Raw genomic sequence first — 15,289 nt, forward strand, 5'->3', positions numbered from 1 at the left:
TTGAATCGCCCCGGGATTGTCGGAGACTCCAAACTTTGAGAGTATGGGGTCATGAATACAAACAAGAGATACAGTCCTGAGGTCAGAGAGCGAGCGGTCAGATTGGTAGCGGAACAGCAGGGAGAATATTCCTCCCGCTGGTCAGCGATTTGTTCTATTGCTGAAAAGATAGGGTGTACGCCAGAAACGTTACGTCGATGGTGCAAAGAAGCGGGGGGATCTCAAGAGAGCCGCTCTAAGGATCAAACGGCTCAAGAGCAATTGAAGCAGTTGGAGCGGGAAAACCGGGAGCTGAAACGCGCCAATGAGATCCTGCGTAAAGCTGCTGCTTTTTTCGCCCAGGCGGAGCTCGACCGCAAACCGAAGTAATGGTGTTTTTTATTGATGAGCATCGAAGCCAATACGGGGTCGAGCCGATCTGTCGCCAGTTACCGATCGCCCCATCAACGTACTACCACCACAAGGCGCGCCAAGACGATCCTAGCAAAGTTCCGTCACGATACTGGCGGGATCAATTATTGAAACCTGAGATTCAGAGGGTTTGGAACGAGAACTTACGGGTTTATGGTGTTCGTAAAGTCTGGCGGCAGTTAAACCGCGAAGGGATACCGATCGCCCGCTGTACCGTTGAACGGTTGATGCGTGAGATGGGGCTGCGAGGGGTTGTGCGCGGCAAGAAAAAGATCACAACGATCAGCGATCCAAAGCAGAACCGTGCCCCTGACCTGGTGAAACGGACTTTTAAGGCGAGTCGCCCGAATCAGCTCTGGGTAGCTGATTTTACCTATGTCGCCACCTGGTCCGGTTTTGTTTATGTTGCTTTCGTCATTGATGTGTACGCACGTTGTATTGTTGGCTGGCGTGTTTCGACATCGATGAAGACAGAGCTCGTTCTGGACGCACTGGAGCAGGCACTGTGGGCACGCAAGAACCGCCGGGAGTTGATTCATCATAGCGACCGGGGCAGTCAGTATCTCTCGATTCGCTATACAGAACGTCTGTCCGAGGTCGGAATCAATGCCTCTGTCGGCACAACTGGAGATTCTTACGACAACGCTTTGGCCGAGACAATCATCGGCCTCTACAAAACGGAAGTTATCAACCATCGCGGCCCTTGGAAAGGTCGTGAGTCTGTTGAATACGCAACCTTGGAATGGGTAGATTGGTTTAACAATCGCCGATTGCTGGAATCAATTGGAAATATTCCACCTGCAGAAAAAGAGAAAGAGTATTATCGGCTGGAGGAGTCAAGTAAGGCGGCTTGACTCAAACGAAAACTGTCTCCGGGAAAACCGGGGCGATTCAGTTTAAGAGGCCACAAAAATCAATAGTTTCCCTGAACGATGCTATCCTTTCGATTGTGTGCCGCTACCATTAAGCCCTAAAACACTCCCGATCTCTGCACCCCTTTGCAAAAATCAACAAATAGTTTTTGCAAAGAGAATTTCGATCAAACCGACCAATTTGCAAATGTAGCAAATTCCGCTTCTTGAAAACCTTCTTTTACCGGGTACCAAAGATGCTGTGAGGGGATTTTTATTTTGTGCAGAATGAGAAGGGTGCTATAGTTATCATCGGATGATAACAAAGGAAGATCCCTGGTGAATACTTACGATCTGGAAAATCTGCTGAATCTGGATGGGGAAATCTATCCCCTTGAAAATGGCCACTGGATCAAGTTTGAGGCCCATCAAGTGGAACCAAGTCCTCAGATTCCTCATGGTATCAGCTACAGCCTAACTCTTCACGACAAACACAATCGCCGGGTTATTGGTTTTGATAATGCGCACGGCATCAAGCCCAAAAGAAAGCGATTTAGGGCAAGAAGAATAACCTGGGATCACGAGCACCGGCTGGAAAAGGTCGTTGAATACGAATTCGAGTCTGCGGGTCAGCTTATTGAAGATTTCTGGGCGGCAATAGAAACATATTTGGGAGAAGGTCATGCCTGAAAACGTTGTAAAAATCGGCATCATGTCCAAAGAAGACTATAAACATCGGACCATCGCGATTGCTAAGGGCAAGTACGTCCCCCGCAACGATGAGCCAAAAATTTGGTTTGAATCGCTCCAATCCATGGCTCAAGTCCTCAACAGCGAGAACCAGAAGCTTCTCCAGCTCATCATGGAAAAACATCCCCAATCTCTAAAGGAGCTGGAAGAGTTGACGGGGAGATCATCCAGCAACCTCTCGCGAACGCTGAATACTATGGCCCGGTATGGGATTGTGGAGCTTGAAAAAAACCAGCGGAAAATTGTTCCGCGAGTCAAAGCCTCTGATTTTCAGGTCGAATTCGGGATCGGGCGACGAATGCACTGAGGCTGTGAATAGACAATTTTCAGAAGTCGCCGACTTTTGACCGGATTTTAAGGGCTCTGCTAACTGCCTGAAAGCAACCAATTGGGTCCGGCCGCTGACTTATGACAGCATATATGCAAAAGGCCTCACCCTAAAGGCTGTCATTACAGGCAGTTAGGCTGACTGGTCTGCCGATTCTGGTGTTATCAAATATCCTACCGCGACTTTTTGCCCTGAAAACGGGCTAAAATGACCTATCTGATCGGCTAATTATTGGAAATTAAGAAGTTCCTGCTTAACCTCACCATCTGTCTCAGGATTGTAATTCGTGGTTTCTTCAAGGCGGAAGTCCCCGAAGTCTTGCTCACGATAGATTTTCCTGAGGAGGTAGTCCTTTTTCCCTATCCACAGAGTCAGGCGCCGGTAATCCGTAGGGTCCGATAGCTGGAAACATTCAACACCATTAACAACTTCATTGTTAACTCGCTTGGGCTTGGATAGGGTGAATGCATTTTTGAACTGGGTCCTGTCCGGCATCAGCATTGTTGGAACCCAACGCGCAGATCCTCCGGAGATTCCAGCTGCTGCAGAAAGGGCCTCACCGAGCGTCTTTGGTTTTATCTGTTGCTGTTCGGGGTCCAGACTCCAATAGGTTTTCAGGCCCTTGCCTATAAGGGAAATAACGAACTTGTCATCTTCCTTGAAAAAACCCTTCTTTTCCCGGAACTCATAGCGAAAACGATCTGGACGGACAAAGGCTGTTGAGAAGGGTTTTTCAACGACCCGTTTTTTGCCCTTATCGATAAACACGCTCGATACCGTGCCTCGATCGACATAGGATTTTGTCGAGGCATAGACCCTTTTCATCTGTTGGAGGATGTCGGCGGCAGATAATGTTTTGCTTTGTGCCAGAGAGGGTAAAATAAAAACCAAACCTACCCCCAACAAAGAAAGTCTTTTAAAAACCTGCATCAGAAAATCCTTTTGCCTTCACGCCGCGTGGGCACGAAACAAGTGGAGACAGGACACTATCATGCCATATCAATCTCCTCTCGGACAATAATCCCGGTCTGCTTCAAGCTCACCATGCCGCTTTCTGGGGATCCGTAACAGCTTACATTTGCAACGGCTTGAAGTCTGTTCGGCTAATGGCGGTTCATTGATCCTCATCCAGCACGTTCCTCACCATGGCGGTCATATCTGGGAGCGAGAACGGTTTTTGAATGAAATGAACGCCCTCGTCCAACACACCATGGTGAGCTATGACATCTGCTGTGTAGCCTGACATGAATAGCCGCTTAGTGCCCGGCCGAAGTGCAAGAACATTTTTAGCCAGTTCACGGCCATTCATTTCCGGCATGATGACATCAGTCATCAGCAGGTCGATTTCGCCTGGGTGCTCACGAGCTATTTCCATCGCTTGGCCGGGAGTGCCTGCCCTGAGCACTGTATGCCCCTGCTCCTCCAGCATCGTCGCAGTTATATTGAGAATGGCCGCTTCATCTTCAACCAGAAGAATTGTTTCATGGCCTCGTAGCGCTTTTTGCTCACCCGGTTGTGATCGCTTTTGAGCTTTCGTCCCGGTAAATAACGGCAGGTAAACCGAGAAGATTGTTCCTTTGCCCGACTCACTGGAAATATCTATGAATCCCTTGTTCTGCTTAACGATACCGTAGACTGTCGCCAGTCCCAATCCGGTTCCTTTGCCTTGCTCTTTTGTCGTAAAGAACGGTTCGAAGATATGGGCCTGTGTCTCCAGATTCATGCCCTTGCCATCATCACTGATTGCCAAGCAGACATAATCACCCGGCGTTGCTTCGGGGTTGGTGTGGCAATAATCAGCATCCACGGAGAAAATATGGGTTTCTATCTCTATCTTGCCGGTATCCTCGATTGCATCGCGGGCATTGACGCAGAGGTTCGCTAAGAGCTGGTCGATCTGTGAAGGATCCATATGTATCAGGCACGTTTCGGCGGCCTGCTGAAAAATCAGCTCGATGTCTTCACCGATCAACCGCTGCAGCATCGTGATCATGTTGGAGATGGCTTCGTTCAGATCAATAACTTTGGGAGTGACAGTCTGCTGGCGTGCAAATGCCAATAGCTGGCGCGTCAGATCCGCCGAGCGTTCAGCACTTTCCTTGATTTGCCGCAGATCAGTACAAACTTTATGCGTTGGATCGAGGCGCTTCAAACCGAGTTCAGCATGACCAAGGATGACCCCCAGCATATTATTGAAATCATGCGCAACCCCACCGGCCAACCGTCCGACCGATTCCATTTTTTGCGCCTGCTGGAGTTGCGATTCGAGCTTGGCTTTTTCTTTTTCAGCACGTTTGCGTGCAGTGATATCCCGCCAGGTGGTATGGAGCATGGTCTGCCCTTTGATGGTAACGGGCATAAGAGAAACCTCAACGACAAACTCGCCCCCTTCGGCGTTGATACAGGTCCAGTCAAACCGGTGCAGGCCCTTACTGTACGCCAACGCGATCATCTCAGACGCAGCCTCGGCTGATCGTTGGCCATCGGGTTGGAACTCCGGCGAGATTCGCGCGGGTGGCAGGAGCAGAAACTCGTCGCGTTCCATCTTGAGGAGACCAAGAGCTGCCTGATTGCATTCCACGAAAACCCCCGTCTCATCGATGAGGAGAATCGCATCAGATGAGTCCTCGAACAGTTTTCTGAATGTTTCCTCACTCTGGCGTAATGCGTTCTCTGCCTGGCGGAGCTTGGTGATATCGCGACCAACACCCAGCACCCCGACGATTTTGCCATCAATATCATGCATTGGCATCTTGGTCGTTAACAGCAAAGCACGTTGGCCATTATCAGCAAAGGTTATCCATTCCTCGTTATCACAGGGCCTATTTGCCGCCATGGCCCTGTGGTCTTTTTCGCGGAAAAAATCCGCGAGTTCTCTATCGATAAAGTCATAATCGGTCTTGCCGACAATCTCCTCCTGTCTGGCCCCGAAAAAACGCTCAAAGGTTGCATTGCAGGACAAATAAACACCCTCTGCATCTTTGAGCCAGATCAGGTCGGGGATGGTATCAACGAGAGTACGAAAATGTTGCTCACTTCGCCTCAAGGAAGTGTTCCCCTCATCCTGGGCGACGAGAGCTTGGTATACCAGGACAAAAAGCAGAGCTGCAGTCACAAAAATAAAAAACCAACCCTTGATCGTCTGCAACTGAGCGAGGTAGTTGGCATCATTGGTAACGAGGAGAAGCAATTGATCCGAGAAAAGAATCCAGAGCAGACCGAAAAGCGCATAAATGGCAGCGATCTTGATAGCACGCAGTGCCAAATTATGAGTTTTTCTCATCGAGGTACTCGCTTCATGGGCATCAACCCAAAGCAAAAGTTTGCTGATCCTAAGAATTCGCTGTTCTACTCTAGCGTACAAGCATTTTCTTGGCAATCGCGCTAGAGCAAATAAACGGCTATTGTTCCCGGAGGAGAAACATCCTTTCGATTTAGTGGAAAGAAAGTTGGCTTGGCAAAAAATATTTACGCATTCACGATCTGTGCAGGCCTACTCAGCAGCTAGTCTTTTGGTCCCAAATTTCGCCGACTTATGGCAGTGAATTGCCCCCCACTAAGTGGTTGGAAATAACTAAATAGCGTGCAACGATCGTTATGTCAGGACATCTGGGAAAGTTCTGATCGCTCAAGTTGTAATTTCAGGTAGTTGCAGGTAATTGCTTGAATCTATCTGCCCAATCAGCCCGCACCAAATGTCCTATCACTAATTTTGGCCCTCAAAACGGGCTAAATCAGCATGCTATCAGTGCTAAGTTTTGAAAAAGGAAATGCCCTTGGAAGTTCCAAGGGCATTCGCCGAAAAACTCACAAATTTTAGAAAGCCTTCCTCCTCCCCACAAAAGGTCAATCTCAGGCTTCTGTGAAGCGACATGCAACCCGACCAAGGACGCCGAAATCGACGGATACCCGGTCACCGCGATTGATTTCCAGGGGTATCAGGCAAGTGCCGGTCGTTACGGTCTGGCCGGATGCCAGTTTGATACCGAGTGTAGATAACTCGTTGGCAAGCCAGGTGAGCGCTTGACGTGGGTCACCGAGCACGTTGGACCCAACCCCCTCGCGTTCGAGATGATTGCCGACGCGGCCGACCACGCGATGCGAGGCCAGATCGAGCTGCCGCCAGCTGGCCGGAGCCTGCGGTCCGAGCACAAAGCGGTGTGCACAGGCGTTGTCTGCAATGAGCTGCGGCCCACCGACCTTAGCAAAGTCAGCGAAACGCGAGTCCGGGATTTCGATAGCCAGAAAAAGCTCCGAGACGGCATCGAGCACTTTGCTCACTTCGTAGCGTCTGTCGCGTGGTGGCAGATCATGTCCCATGCGGAAGGCAAACTCGGCTTCCGCGACGCGCATACGATTCGCGCCGAAGGGGATGGTATCTCCATCGTGATGCACCGTTTCGGCCAGCAGGCGCCCCGCGATCGGCCCGTCGATACCGATATGTTTCTGCCCGGCCGTGCTGGTTGCGGCGATCTTCCAGCCGAACAGCGGCCTATCGCTCAGCGCCTCGATCTGCCGCTGGATGAGATAGCCTTCTTCCCGGTTGGCAGGGCACAGGGAAGTCGGCAGGGCGTCCAGCACCTTGCCTTCACTCCAATGGCGCACGAGCAGTTCCGACGCGGCCTTTGCCGATTCGATCTCCATTTAAGCGCTCCCTCCAAAGCCGGACAGGGTGATTTTGCCGACGACGTGGCCTTCCTCCAGCGCGGCATGGGCACGTCTCAGATTCTCGGCAGTGATGCTCCCATAGCTTGTTGCGGCTGTCGCCCGCAGCTTTCCGTTGTCGACAAGATCGGCCACGGCACTGAGAATGTCATGCTGCCGCTGCACATCGGCGGTGGCGAACATCGGCCGGGTGAACATCGCCTCCCAATGGATCGAAACGCTCTTGAACTTCATGAGGCGCAGGTCGAGGGGCTCGGGGTCGTCGATCAGCCCGATGCGCCCTTGCGGCGCGATGATCTTCGCCATTTCAGCCCAGCCGGCCGTATCGGTGTGGGTGGAGAAGATGCGCGTGACGGGCGCGAGCCCAGGAATGGCCGCGACCTGAGCGGCGAGCGGACGGGAATGATCAACAACATGTTGTGCGCTCAGCGAACGCACCCAGGCCTCGCTTTCCGGTCGCGAGGCCGTCGCGACGACCGTCACGCGGCTGAGCTGGCGAGCAAGCTGTAGTGCCATCGAGGGGACCCCGCCAGCGCCGCCGATCACCAGCAAAGTTTCCCCAACAGCGCCACCCTGCGGAAGCTGTAACCGATCGAAAAGCATCTCCCAGGCGGTCAGACTGGTGAGAGGGAGAGAGGCCGCCGCTGCGTGATCGAGGGTCGTCGGTTTGCACCCGACAATCCGTTCATCCACCAGCTGCAATTCGGCATTGCTTCCCTGGCGATCCAGCACCCCGGCATAATAGACCTCGTCACCAGGCCGAAACAGTTCCACTTGATCTCCGACCGCTTCGACCACACCCGAGGCATCGTAACCGAGCACCATCGACTTCCCTCCCGACGACTCAATGCTCATCCGGCTCTTGATGTCGCGCGGATTGACGGCGACCGCATGGACCCTCACTAGCAGGTCGTGGCCGATCGGCATTTCCGGTTCCGGGAGCTCAAGGTCCAGTAGCGCCTGCGGATCGGAAATTGTCAGCCCCTTTTGCCAATAACCAACAGCTTTCATTTTCATTCCCTTCGGCGCAACTTTCACGATATGGACAACTAGGACTTGACGGCGAAGATCGCTTCGATTTCGACGATCATGCCGCAAGGGAGGGACTCCATCCCGGCCACCGAGCGCGTGTGACAGCCGGCCTCGCCAAAGACTTCGACCAGCAGCTCGGAACAGCCGTTCACCACCTGGGCGTGATCGACAAAACCGGTCGCGGCGTGGACCATGCCAAAGACCTTGATCACCGCCTCGACCCGAGAGAGTTCCCCCAACTCAGCCTTCGCCGCAGACAGGAGTTGTAATCCGGCATTGCGCGCAGCTGCATAGCCTTCCGCGACGGAGATTTCGCGGCCCAACTTGCCAGCGAGAAAAGAACCATCTGCGTTCCTGGGACCCTGACCGGAAAGATAGAGCAGGTTTCCAACCAGACGGGCTGGACGATATTGCCCAGCCGGAAGCGGGGCGGATGGAAGATCGATATTCAACGACGCTAGTTTTTGCTCCGGTGTCATCTGTACTCCTCAAACCTCAGGGAGCAACCGGACAGTTCCGGATACCCGAATGCTAGCGCCGGACTGCGGGGTGATGTCCGCCTGCAGGCGCGAGGGCACTCCCATGTCATCGCCCTGATAGATCTGGATCGAGCCCTCATGCGGCCAGCTAAGATCGCGCAGATAACCCGCCAGCGCCGCCGCCGCTGCGCCGGTCGCCGGATCCTCGTAGACGCCGCCCAGTGGAAAAGGGTTTCGCGCATGGAATAATCGCGGCGATTCTGCATAGAGCAGGCTGAAGGTCACCAGCCCCTCGCGCAGGGCCAACGCCTGTCCCTTTTCCAAGTCATAGTGTATCGCTCTCAGCGTATCGTGGTTCTTGAGGGCCAGAACGAGGTGATCACCGCCACCATGGGCGATCGCCGGTGGTATCCGGGGATCGAGGAGTTCGCGGTCCAAACCGAACAGGGCCAAGGCTTCCTGCAACAGCGCAGGCGACACCGGGCCGCTCCGGGTTGGCGGCGACTGAAAGGACGCGCCCCACTCCGTCTCGGACCAGCGTCCTTCGACGGTGATTTGCGCCTGGTTGAGCTGAAGAGTGAAGATGCCGGAACCTTCCTGACGTGCCAGGGCCGACCCGAGCGCGATGGTGGCATGCCCGCAGAAATCGACCTCGACTTCAGGGGCAAAAAAACGCACTCGCCAGCCACCCGCGACCGGTGCCGCGAAGACGGTTTCGGAATAGCCGATCTCTGCCGCCAGCTTCTGCATCACGGCAGCCTCAGGCAATGCATCACACAGAACGACGCCAGCGGGATTGCCTCCCTGCGGTCCGTTCGAAAAGGCCGAAATATGTTGGACAATCATTGCATCTGCTCCGGTTCGATTTTGCACATTGTTAAAGCTAAAGACGGATGGTCAGGAATCGAGCGGCTCAAAGGATGCGATCAGGTCGATTTCGACCAGCGCCCCTTCGAGCGCGAGCTGCGAAATCACGGTCGAGCGCGTGGGGCGGTGCGCGCCGAAGACCCGAGCGAAGGTCTGGTCGAAGCGCTGAAAATTTGCCCGGTCGGTGAGCCACACGCCCACCTTTACGACATTCTCGGGGGATAGGCCATGCTGAGCCAAGACGGCGAACTGATGTTTGAGGGTCAGGGCGGTCTGGGCTTCAATATCACCGCTGATCCGGCCCTTATCATCGAAGGCGAGCTGCCCCGACAAAAATAGCAGTGAGCCGGTGCGGATGGCAGAAGACAAATGGGGCATGGGCAATGATCCTTTCCGAAAGGCAAAATCTGATATCGCTCCTGGGTGCATCAAGAGTGAGGTTTTATCTTAAGGTAGCTGCGGAGATTGAATCAATTCGGATTTTTGCAGATCATAGCTGCACAGAATGCAGCTAAGTCTTGGTGGGAATGTTCTCTTGGAAGGATACCGGGCCGGTCGCCTTAAGCCCAGGGAATTGGTTGAAAGAGGTCGCTGGCCCAGACCGCAAAAGCGTCGCTTCGCGCAGGGGCGTAGCGACGTGACGGCCGGACGAGGTAGATGCCGCCATCGCCGTCGAAGATCCATTCGGGCAGGATGCGCACCAATCTCCCCGCTGCAAGGTCGCGGGCGAGCAGCCATTCACCGGCCCCCAGGATGCCGATACCGGCCCGAGCCGCTTCGAGCATCGCCATGCTGTCGTTGGTATGTAAGGTTCCGTTGGTGCGCACCACCTCCACGCGTTTCCCGTCAAACAGGCGCCAGATGGGATAGGAGCTGAGGCGCGGATTGCCGATGCAGTTATGGGTTGGCAGATCCGCCGGCTCAAGTGGCAGGCCGTGACGCTCGATATAACCGGGGGCAGCCGCGAGGACGCGTTGATGATCCGCAAGCTTACGTGCCACCAGGCCACTGTCCGTCCGCTGGCCGACGCGAATCGCCGCGTCGAAAACGCCCTCGATGAGATCGACATAGGCGTCGCTATAATGGACATCAAGCTCTAGTTTTGGATACATCGTCATAAACTCCGGCAAGCGCGGGGCGAGCCACAGGCGGCCCAGCGTCGCAGGCAACGCCAGCTTTAAATGACCCCGGAGTTCTTCCGCTGTCTCCGTTGCCTCCTGCTGCGCCTCAGAGATGAGGTCTGTCGCCACTCGCAGCTTATCGACCAAGCGTTTCCCCGCATCGGTCAGTTGCACCTGACGAGTCGTGCGTTCGACCAGGCGCACACCCAGACGCGCTTCAAGCGCCGCGATCCGTTTCGAAATGATCGTCGGATGACGTTCAACAGCTTTTCCCGCCGCCGCAAAGGAGTGGTTAGCGGCGACCGCAAGTAGAGCGGCAATTTCGTCCATGTGGCGGCTGTCTAATTTGGCCATTGGGGATATCCAGTAAATTCGTTAAACCTGAGCTTTAACAGCGCAACAACGCCAACCTTTTTCAGCTGATCCCTTTAGCTCGGCAGCTGGAATTTTCTTTAGATTAGCATTATATACAAAACTTTGGAGATCGAAGAAGACGGCACCGTATAATATCGAGCCCTTTTCAAAAATTACCAGATCACTTTTTGAAAAGAATTTCTGGCCTATTCGGCCAAGTTGCAAATATAGGAAGTTTCTTTTTGCAAAAACAAAATATCCCCCTCTGGAATATGCTCATACCTTGAGCCAAAGGGGGAAGCGGGATCAAGCATCAGTCGTTTGAAGTGCCACAATGCGACGGTAAACAGTGGTGACAGAAATATCAAACATCTCAGCCAGCTCGGTTTTGCTCAGAAGACCTTCTTTGATCCCTGAGACCAGAGCCGCATCTTCCTCCTCAGACAATTTCGGTTTGCGACCAAACTTCACACCCGCCGCCAGTGCACGGATGCGACCTTCCTTGATTCGTTCGTTGATAAGCTTACGCCACCTCTGAGGTGCAATTTCTCAAAACTAACCCACTTATGGCAGGTTCTAAAGATTCTGCTAACTACCTGAAACCAGACAAACTGGATCGAGTGGTGAGTTATGACGGGAGATATGAAAGTCATCGAGGACTGAAGGTAACTATTTCAGGCAGTTAAGCTCGGTGGTCTGCAGAGTCTGCACAATTCAAATGTCCTACCGCTAAATTTGGCCCCCAAAACGGGCTAAATCAGCCTGCTATCAGTGCTAAGTTTTGCAAACAGAAATGCCTCTAGATTTTCCCCAGAGGCATTCGTCATGAAACTTTCAGTTTTGCCCATTGCGCCCTATCAATCTTATGCTTGGCAAGTAACAACACCAGCAGATAGCGGTAGAACTCTATCTCTGGGGGCGTAAAACAATTTGGGTGATTTCGGCTGGCACACCCAAACGACAAGAAAATCCTGCCCACAGGCCAGTGCCAGGACTGACGTAAAGCGACATTCCGCCGATGTCGTAGAGTCCGTTGACCAGACCGCCATTAAACGTCGAGATAAGCCATTGCATGAAAAAAAGATGACCGCCATGCGTATGCCCAGATAGTTGCAAATCAGCGTCAATATTTTCAGAGATTCCATTGGGTCGATGCGCCAACAGGATTCGGGTAGCATCCGGCGCCCCCATTAATGCAGCCCTGACATCCGGACCTTTCCCACCTGAACGAACTTCAGTTTTGTCCGGCACCCCTGCGACGACAAGTTCGGCTCCGTCTTTAACCGTCAAGACCCGGTGCTCATTGTGCAGCATTGAAACACCCAGTTGTTCAAATTTTCGCAGCCATTCGTCGGTCTGAAAGTAGTATTCATGATTACCTGTGATACCGAAGACCCCGTACCGTGAACGAAGTTCTCTTAATGGCTCCATGTCGTTGCCGATGTCAGCGACAGAACCCTCAATCATGTCTCCGGTCAATGCGACAAGGTCGGGGGACAATTCATTTGTCCTTTTAACAACTTCACTCAACCATTCCTTATTCAAGAAGTAACCGATATGGAGATCCGTGAGTTGAACAATGGAAAACCCATCCAAGGGGGCAGGAAGGCCAGAGATAGGCACCTCGACGGTTTTTACCTTGGGTATTTGTAGCGATTGCCAGGTTCCGAAAAGGCCAAGCGTAAGCGCCAGCAGAACAAGCGCTATACTTTGAACACCATAAGAGAAAGGAAGTTGCCAAGCGGCCCCGAACCATCTGCCGGTCCACAACGACAAGGCCGTCACATCCTTGATTAACAGCAAAAAGCACAAGATCAGCAGTGACGTGTAGAGGACCTCCAGCAACAACAGCAACGACAGCGGCAGTTCTGGAGCAATGAACGAACCACCGATTCTTTCATAGATGAGATACTTCTGGCTTATCACCAGCAATACGACCCCAACGGCTACCTTGATCCACGGGCGACAGGGAATCAGCGCCAGCAGACTGACGGCAACATAGAGAAAGATAGCCAAAGAAGGTAGTGCAAGTCGCATAAAGTTTACTTCCTGAGGTGTAACCTCAAATCATTCATCTCTTGGCAGGAGCGTCAACAGCCGAGAAGGCAAGCACGCGGTCGGGCAAACGTTGCCCGTGAACCTCGATCACCCCGACAGCCGCATTCAGTTCGGCGGTCTCGGCGGGTGTGAAGCGAACTTCTGCCGCGCCAATATTTTCCAGCAGGTGCGCCATCACTGTCGTTCCGGGGATCGGCACAATCCAGGGCTTCTGCGCCATCAGCCAGGCGAGTGCGATTTGCGCTGGAGTCGCCTGTTTGCGCACCGCCCAGGTCTTTATCAGATCAACCAACTGCATGTTATGAATCAGGTTCTCCGGTGAAAATCTTGGCGTGATTGCGCGGAAATCGCCAGGTGCAAAGCGGGTGTTCACGTCGATCCAGCCGGTGAGTAATTGGCAGTCCAGCGGCCACCAGGGAACAAAGCCGATTCCCAGCTCTTCGCAGAGCGGTATCACGTCCTTTTCCGGATCGCGGGTCGCCATCGAGTACTCGTTTTGGATCGCGGTCAGCGGCAGCTCGGCATGAGCGCGACGGATCGTCTGCATGCCCGGTTCGGAGAGCCCCCAATGTAGAACCTTTCCTTCATCCATCAGGTCTTTGATCGCACCGGCGACATCTTCAATCGGCACTGCCGGATCGACGCGATGTTGATAGAGGAGGTCGATCCGGTCGGTCCGCAGTCGCTTGAGCGACCCCTCAACGGCACGCTTGATACGTTCGGGGCGGCTGTTGAGTCCGGGGCCGCGCTCGCCCGTATCGGGGTCAATGTTCCAGCCGAATTTGGAGGTGATCCTGACCTTATTTCTAAACGGCTCGATGGCCTCACCGAGAATCCGTTCGTTTTCGAATGGTCCGTATGCCTCGGCACAGTCGAAGAAGGTGACGCCGTGATCGTATGCCTCGCGGAGTATGCTAATCATCTCCGGACGGAACGGTACCGTGGTCGTGAACTTGCGGTGCATGTTCTGCACGCCCATGCCGACGCTGGACACTTCCAGAGTGCCGAGTTTGCGGCTCCCCAGACTCGCGATAGGCTGACCTGTGGCCTCGGGAGAGCGTTGTTCCGCCTGAACGGAAACATGTGGCAGCAATGAGGCCGCCGCCACTCCTGCTCCGGCGATCAGAAATTTGCGCCGATCCAGCTTGGCTGGGTCATTCTCTTGGACATGGTCGTTTTGAGTTTTATTCATAGCAACGCTCCTTCCCTTAGGTGTCTAGTGGTGTAGGATTGCATTGCCGTACTGCTCATCACTGACATGCTCCATCCATTCCGCACTCTTACCGTCAAGATGCTCGACAATGGCGGTATGGGTCATGCCTGAGTCAGGCGTCGCCCCGTGCCAATGCTTCTGGTGCGGTGGAATCCAGACCACATCTCCCTTGCGGATGGTTTCAGCCGGATCTCCCCAGCGCTGCACCAGTCCGGTGCCTTCGGTGACGATCAGGGTCTGCCCCAGGATATGGCTGTGCCAGGCAGTGCGAGCACCTGGTTCAAAGATGACATTGGCCCCGTAGACCCGCGCAGGAGCCTCAGCCCGGAAGCGGGTGTCAATGCGGACCTTCCCGGTGAAATAATCTGCCGAGCCCTCTGACGACTGGTTATCTCGGGTGACCACAATCGGCTTTGCCTGCTCTGCCGGAGGACTGATGCCGAGCCGCTCATTGAGAGCCTTGGCGGCTTTATCTGCGCTCTTTGCACTGACGTCCTGCCGAAGAACCGTAATATAGTCTTCAAGCTGCGATTTGCTCAGCCCGATATTCATGGAGACCCCAAGATGAGCTTTGAGCTGCGGCTCCGTTCCCGTCATCGCGGCCAGCATACTGATGGTCACCAGTTCGCGCTGCTGATGATCGAGAACGTCCCGGTAAAAGACATCGGCAAACAGATGGTCGACTAAAAACTGATCGATAATAGGGGTAAAGACCGGGTAGCCACTGGTGCGTTTCGAGATATCCCTGCCGACAAGGCCATTTCGCACCTTGTGACCGTAGACTGTCCGATCGAAGTCTGCGGGTACGGGGGTTGCTTCCCTGCCAATTTCGTCTTTTATCCCTTGCTCTTTGCGTTTATCCAGAACGGCCATGAAATTATTGATGCCATTCAGGGCGCGTGGAAATCCGGCATAAGCATAGGCGTGAACCAGAATTTCCTTGATTTCATTGACCGTCAGTCCGGCGTCCAGCCCCTTAACAAAAGCGGCTTCCAGCTTCGGCATGTTCCCGCTAGCGGTGGAGGCCGCGATGGGAATGATTCCTTTCTCCTTGGCCGTTAAGGTTTTGTTTTCCTCCGCCTGCGCCTGAGAAAAACTCACGACAGAGACCAATACGACAATCAATGTCGTGATAATTTTTGCGTATTTTTTCATATTCT

Annotated in this window: 15 protein-coding genes and 1 other annotated feature; of the genes, 3 read left to right on the forward strand and 12 right to left on the reverse strand. The window is 53.5% G+C overall.

Features of this window, described 5'->3' with window-relative positions; all coding sequences use genetic code 11:
* Positions 1 to 51: 51 nt before the first annotated feature.
* From BUB13_RS17355 to BUB13_RS17365, 3 genes are all read left to right on the forward strand, one after another.
* Positions 52 to 1,265 (forward strand): IS3 family transposase gene (locus tag BUB13_RS17355; RefSeq protein ID WP_139249257.1). Its coding sequence is split into 2 segments (ribosomal slippage): positions 52 to 337 and positions 337 to 1,265, totalling 1,215 coding nucleotides; the frame shifts between segments, so codons are not numbered across the junction.
* Positions 327 to 443, forward strand: a sequence feature (AL1L pseudoknot). It overlaps the preceding gene by 117 nt.
* 336 nt (positions 1,266 to 1,601) lie before the next feature.
* Positions 1,602 to 1,952 carry a toxin-antitoxin system TumE family protein gene (locus BUB13_RS17360; RefSeq protein WP_072910031.1) on the forward strand — a complete coding sequence of 117 codons (351 nt, stop codon included), beginning with the start codon at positions 1,602 to 1,604 and terminating at the stop codon, positions 1,950 to 1,952.
* Complete coding sequence (locus tag BUB13_RS17365) at positions 1,945 to 2,319, forward strand: HVO_A0114 family putative DNA-binding protein (RefSeq protein WP_072910032.1); 375 nt, start codon at positions 1,945 to 1,947, stop codon at positions 2,317 to 2,319. The genes BUB13_RS17360 and BUB13_RS17365 overlap by 8 nt, the downstream gene beginning before the upstream one ends.
* A gap of 249 nt (positions 2,320 to 2,568) precedes the next feature.
* On the opposite strand, the gene BUB13_RS17370 is transcribed toward BUB13_RS17365, so the two are convergent.
* From BUB13_RS17370 to BUB13_RS17425, 12 genes are all read right to left on the reverse strand, one after another.
* Complete coding sequence (locus tag BUB13_RS17370) at positions 2,569 to 3,270, reverse strand: LolA family protein (RefSeq protein WP_072910033.1); 702 nt, start codon at positions 3,268 to 3,270, stop codon at positions 2,569 to 2,571.
* A 184-nt stretch (positions 3,271 to 3,454) separates the two neighbouring features.
* Positions 3,455 to 5,623: a PAS domain-containing hybrid sensor histidine kinase/response regulator gene (locus BUB13_RS17375; RefSeq protein ID WP_072910034.1), complete on the reverse strand. Its 2,169-nt coding sequence runs from the start codon at positions 5,621 to 5,623 to the stop codon at positions 3,455 to 3,457.
* A 569-nt stretch (positions 5,624 to 6,192) separates the two neighbouring features.
* Positions 6,193 to 6,984, reverse strand: a complete 792-nt coding sequence (locus BUB13_RS17380; protein ID WP_072910035.1) for a 2-keto-4-pentenoate hydratase — start codon at positions 6,982 to 6,984, stop codon at positions 6,193 to 6,195.
* Entirely contained in the window at positions 6,985 to 8,016 is a 1,032-nt protein-coding gene (locus BUB13_RS17385; RefSeq protein WP_072910036.1) for a zinc-binding alcohol dehydrogenase family protein, read from the reverse strand.
* A gap of 38 nt (positions 8,017 to 8,054) precedes the next feature.
* Positions 8,055 to 8,516, reverse strand: coding sequence for a RidA family protein (locus BUB13_RS17390; RefSeq protein WP_072910037.1), 462 nt, complete (start codon positions 8,514 to 8,516; stop codon positions 8,055 to 8,057).
* Between the two features lie 9 nt (positions 8,517 to 8,525).
* Complete coding sequence (locus BUB13_RS17395; RefSeq protein WP_072910038.1) at positions 8,526 to 9,362, reverse strand: PhzF family phenazine biosynthesis protein; 837 nt, start codon at positions 9,360 to 9,362, stop codon at positions 8,526 to 8,528.
* A gap of 51 nt (positions 9,363 to 9,413) precedes the next feature.
* Positions 9,414 to 9,761, reverse strand: coding sequence for a RidA family protein (locus BUB13_RS17400; protein ID WP_084092283.1), 348 nt, complete (start codon positions 9,759 to 9,761; stop codon positions 9,414 to 9,416).
* A gap of 182 nt (positions 9,762 to 9,943) precedes the next feature.
* Positions 9,944 to 10,858 carry a LysR family transcriptional regulator gene (locus BUB13_RS17405; protein ID WP_072910040.1) on the reverse strand — a complete coding sequence of 305 codons (915 nt, stop codon included), beginning with the start codon at positions 10,856 to 10,858 and terminating at the stop codon, positions 9,944 to 9,946.
* Between the two features lie 306 nt (positions 10,859 to 11,164).
* Complete coding sequence (locus tag BUB13_RS18690) at positions 11,165 to 11,329, reverse strand: helix-turn-helix domain-containing protein (protein WP_161947665.1); 165 nt, start codon at positions 11,327 to 11,329, stop codon at positions 11,165 to 11,167.
* A 435-nt stretch (positions 11,330 to 11,764) separates the two neighbouring features.
* Entirely contained in the window at positions 11,765 to 12,895 is a 1,131-nt protein-coding gene (locus tag BUB13_RS17415) for a metallophosphoesterase (RefSeq protein ID WP_072910041.1), read from the reverse strand.
* A gap of 34 nt (positions 12,896 to 12,929) precedes the next feature.
* On the reverse strand, positions 12,930 to 14,108 hold the full coding sequence (locus BUB13_RS17420) for an aldo/keto reductase (RefSeq protein WP_072910042.1): 1,179 nt from the start codon (positions 14,106 to 14,108) through the stop codon (positions 12,930 to 12,932).
* Between the two features lie 24 nt (positions 14,109 to 14,132).
* The gene (locus BUB13_RS17425; RefSeq protein WP_072910043.1) at positions 14,133 to 15,284 is read right to left on the reverse strand and encodes a (R)-mandelonitrile lyase; all 1,152 of its coding nucleotides are present in this window, start codon (positions 15,282 to 15,284) and stop codon (positions 14,133 to 14,135) included.
* Positions 15,285 to 15,289 lie beyond the last annotated feature (5 nt).

This window comes from Malonomonas rubra DSM 5091, assembly GCF_900142125.1.
Taxonomy (GTDB): Bacteria; Desulfobacterota; Desulfuromonadia; order Desulfuromonadales; family Geopsychrobacteraceae; genus Malonomonas; species Malonomonas rubra.